Here is a 3,339-nt window from a genome sequence, read left to right as displayed (position 1 = left end):
GCCCCGCCGCGATGGTCAGGCCCAGCCCGTGACCGCGGCCGGCCCGGTCCGCGCTGCCGGTGCGGAAGCGGCTCGGCCCCTCGGCGAGCAGCGCCTCGGGGAAGCCGGGCCCGTGGTCGCGGACCCGGATGACCCGGCCCTCGACGGTGACCTCGATGGGCGGCCTGCCGTGCCGGGCGGCGTTGGCGAGCAGGTTGAGCAGCACGCGCTCCAGCCGCCGCGGGTCGGTGGTGACCTCCGACTCGTGCACCACCCGCACGGTGACGTCCGGGTCCTTCGCCGCCACCCGCCGGGCGACGAACTCGCCCAGCAGGATGTCCTGCAGTTCCGCCCGCTCGGAGGCGCTGTCCAGCCGGGCCACCTCCAGGACGTCCTCGACGAGGGTGCGCATCGCCTTGGCCCGGTCCAGCACCAGCTCGGTCGGCCGGCCCGGCGGCAGCAGCTCGGCGGCGGTGAGCAGACCGGTCACGGGGGTGCGCAGCTCGTGCGCGATGTCGGCGGTGACCCGGCGCTCGGCCTCCAGCCGCTGCCGCAGCGCGTCCGCCATGGCGTCCACCGCGCTGGCCAGGTCGTCGGTCTCGTCGCGCACCACCCCGCCGATCGCCTCGCGCACCCGGACGTCCGTCTCGCCCTTCGCGACCCGGTTGGCGGCCGTGGCCGCCTTCCGCAGCCGCCGCGACAGATGCCCCCCGACCAGCACCCCGAGCGCGCTGCCGCCCAGCACCACCGCGATGGAGCCGATCACCAGGGCCTGGTCGAGGTCCTCGAGGATGTCGGAGCTGCGGTCCGTGAACCCGGAGTGCAGCGACATCACGTGCCCGTTCTTCAGCGGCACCGCCGCCCAGATGTCCGGCGTCCCGTCCGGCCGGTCCGCCACGTAGGTCGCCCGCCGGCCCCCCTCGGCCTTCTCCCGCAGCTCCTTCGGCAGCTCCGGGTCGTCGATCTTGGTGTTGGGGAAGTTCAGCCGCCCCGACAGCTCGTAGTTGCGCTGGGCGATCATGACGCGCTCGTCCGCCAGGTCGCGCGCGTTGTCCAGCATCGACACCCGGGCCGCGTTGTGCACGACCAGGCTCAGCGCGACCGCCACCAGCGCCCCGACCAGCGCGATGGCCGCGCTGAGCTTCCACCGCAGACCCGTACCTATGCCCACCCGGTCGACGCACGCCGCCACCAGGCGCCGGAAATACCCGCGCATCCGCTTCGCTCAGGCCTTCAGCTTGTAACCGAAGCCGCGGACCGTCTCGATACGGTCCTGGCCGATCTTCGTACGCAACCGCTGCACATGGACGTCGACGACCCGTGTGTCGCCGCCCCAGCCGTACTCCCACACCCGTTCGAGCAGCTTGTCGCGGGAGAGCACGGTTCCCGGCGCCGCCGAGAACTCCAGCAGCAGCCGCATCTCGGTCGGCGTCAGCGCCACCGGCCTGCCCGCCCGCCGCACCTCCATGCCCCCGGTGTCGACCTCCAGCTCGCCGAACGCCAGCACACCCCCGTCACCCGGACCGTCCGCGTCCTCCCGGCCGCCGTTCGCGCGCCCGAAGCGGCGCAGCACCGCGCGGATCCGGGCCACCAGCACCGCACTGTCGAACGGCTTGGTCACGTAGTCGTCGGCGCCCGCCTCCAGGCCCAGCACCACGTCGATGGCGTCGGCCCGCGCCGACAGCATGATCACCGGCACCGTCGACTCGTCCCGGATGCGCCGGCACAGGCTCACCCCGTCGAGCCCGGGCACCATGACGTCGAGCAGCGCGATGTCGGGACGGTCCGTGCGGAACGCCTCCAGGCCCGACAGCCCGTCGGGCATCGCGGTGACCGCGAAGCCGTCCCGCTCCAGGGTGAGCTGGGTGGCCTCGCGGATGACGTCGTCGTCCTCGACGAACAGGACGTGGGTCTGGTCTGCCATCCCGGTGTTCTCAGTCCTCGTGTGATCTCGGGGTCGGTGCGCGCGTGTTCTTCTCGTCCACCCCATGGACGCGGGGACCGCGCCGCGGGTTCATCCGTTCATCGGCCCGGGTGGTCCCGCCGGTTCACGACGTGAGCCATGTCTCAGCTCTCGGGCACCGGTGTCGGCTCCGTGCCGGCCACCCGTCCGTACTCGTTGTGCGTGCGGTACTTCTCGGCGAACCGGCCCGAGTCCCAGCGGTACGTGATCACGTTCTCCCCGGACGGGCTCGACACCGGGTCGCCCCGGTCGTACACCTGCTTGGTCACCACCAGCTCCCCGCGGTCGATCTCCGCGTACACCGGGGGCTCCTCGGCCGAGAACACGTTCACGTACGCGCCGCCCTGCTCGCGGTACACGTACGTGCCGACACCCACCGCGTCCCCGCAGGTCAGCACGTTGACGACGACGTCGTCCACGGCCCCCTGGGTGAGGTTGCCGTAGCTCACGTCGACGGGGTACTGGTCGGCGACGCACGGCTGCAGCACCCGCTTGACCGCCGTCGAGACCTCCGGGTCGGCCTTGATCAGCCGGACCGCGTCCACCCGGTCGGGGGTCCGCGAGGGCTCGGCCGACGCCGCGGCGGGGGCGCTCGCCACGGAATCCGCGTGCGCCGGACCCTCGTCCCGCGCACCGGTGCCGCCCGTGCCGCAACCGGCGACGAACAGGACGACGGCGGCGAGCACGGCCGTCACCGTGGTCGCCGCCCGGGCGGTGGTCCGGACCCAGGTGGGCCCCGCGCCGGTCAGGCCGCGCAACGCTCCCGCTCCTCACGCTCCAGCGCGCGGGCGTCCAGATCACGCGCCTGAAGCTCCTCGCGGAGCCGGGCGAGCGCCCGGTGCAGGGTGCTCTTGACCGTTCCGGCCGACATGCCGAGGGCGGCGGCCGTCTCCTCCGTGGACATCTGCTCCCAGTGTCGCAGCACCACGACACTGCGCTGCTTCGGGGCGAGGACCTTCAGGATGTCCATCAGCAGGGCGCGGTCGGCGTGCTGCTCGGTGGAGTCGTCCACACAGGCGTCCGGGAGCTGCTCCGTGGGCACCTCCTCCAGCTTGCGGGCCCGCCACCACTCCGTCCGCGTGTTGATCATGACCCGGCGCAGGTAGGCGTCGGCCAGCCGCTTGTCCTCGATGGTCTCCCAGCGGCCGTACGTCCGGGCCAGCGCGGTCTGCAGCAGGTCCTGCGCGTCGATGGGGTCCGGGACCAGGCGGCGGGCGCTGCGCAGCAGCGCGTCCTGCCGGGTGCGGACGTACTCCTCGAACGCGAGGACCTCACCCCGTACCTCGTCCCGCGCCATGTCCTGCGCCATGGTGAACCGCCTCCCGCTCCCCGTGCCCGGCCCGCCCGCGCGGGCCGGTCGTACCGCCTGTGATCCGTCGTCACCGTGCCCTCGTCGA

At 73.2% G+C, this 3,339-nt stretch carries 4 protein-coding genes; all 4 read right to left on the bottom strand.

Going from position 1 to position 3,339, the window contains the following annotated elements:
• A partial coding sequence (gene cseC / locus B7767_RS16405) for a two-component system sensor histidine kinase CseC (protein ID WP_085572839.1) occupies positions 1 to 1,195 on the bottom strand: 1,195 nt, incomplete at its 3' end.
• A 9-nt stretch (positions 1,196 to 1,204) separates the two neighbouring features.
• Positions 1,205 to 1,903 (bottom strand): two-component system response regulator CseB, encoded by a 699-nt coding sequence (cseB, locus tag B7767_RS16400; RefSeq protein WP_073936761.1) that lies wholly within the window; start codon positions 1,901 to 1,903, stop codon positions 1,205 to 1,207.
• A gap of 143 nt (positions 1,904 to 2,046) precedes the next feature.
• Positions 2,047 to 2,700: a hypothetical protein gene (locus B7767_RS16395; RefSeq protein WP_085572838.1), complete on the bottom strand. Its 654-nt coding sequence runs from the start codon at positions 2,698 to 2,700 to the stop codon at positions 2,047 to 2,049.
• The gene (locus B7767_RS16390; RefSeq protein ID WP_085572840.1) at positions 2,688 to 3,239 is read right to left on the bottom strand and encodes a SigE family RNA polymerase sigma factor; all 552 of its coding nucleotides are present in this window, start codon (positions 3,237 to 3,239) and stop codon (positions 2,688 to 2,690) included. The genes B7767_RS16395 and B7767_RS16390 overlap by 13 nt, the downstream gene beginning before the upstream one ends.
• Positions 3,240 to 3,339: the final 100 nt, after the last annotated feature.

This window comes from Streptomyces sp. 13-12-16 (genome assembly GCF_002114215.1).
GTDB lineage: Bacteria > Actinomycetota > Actinomycetes > Streptomycetales > Streptomycetaceae > Streptomyces.
This window is presented reverse-complemented; position numbering and strand designations above follow the sequence as displayed.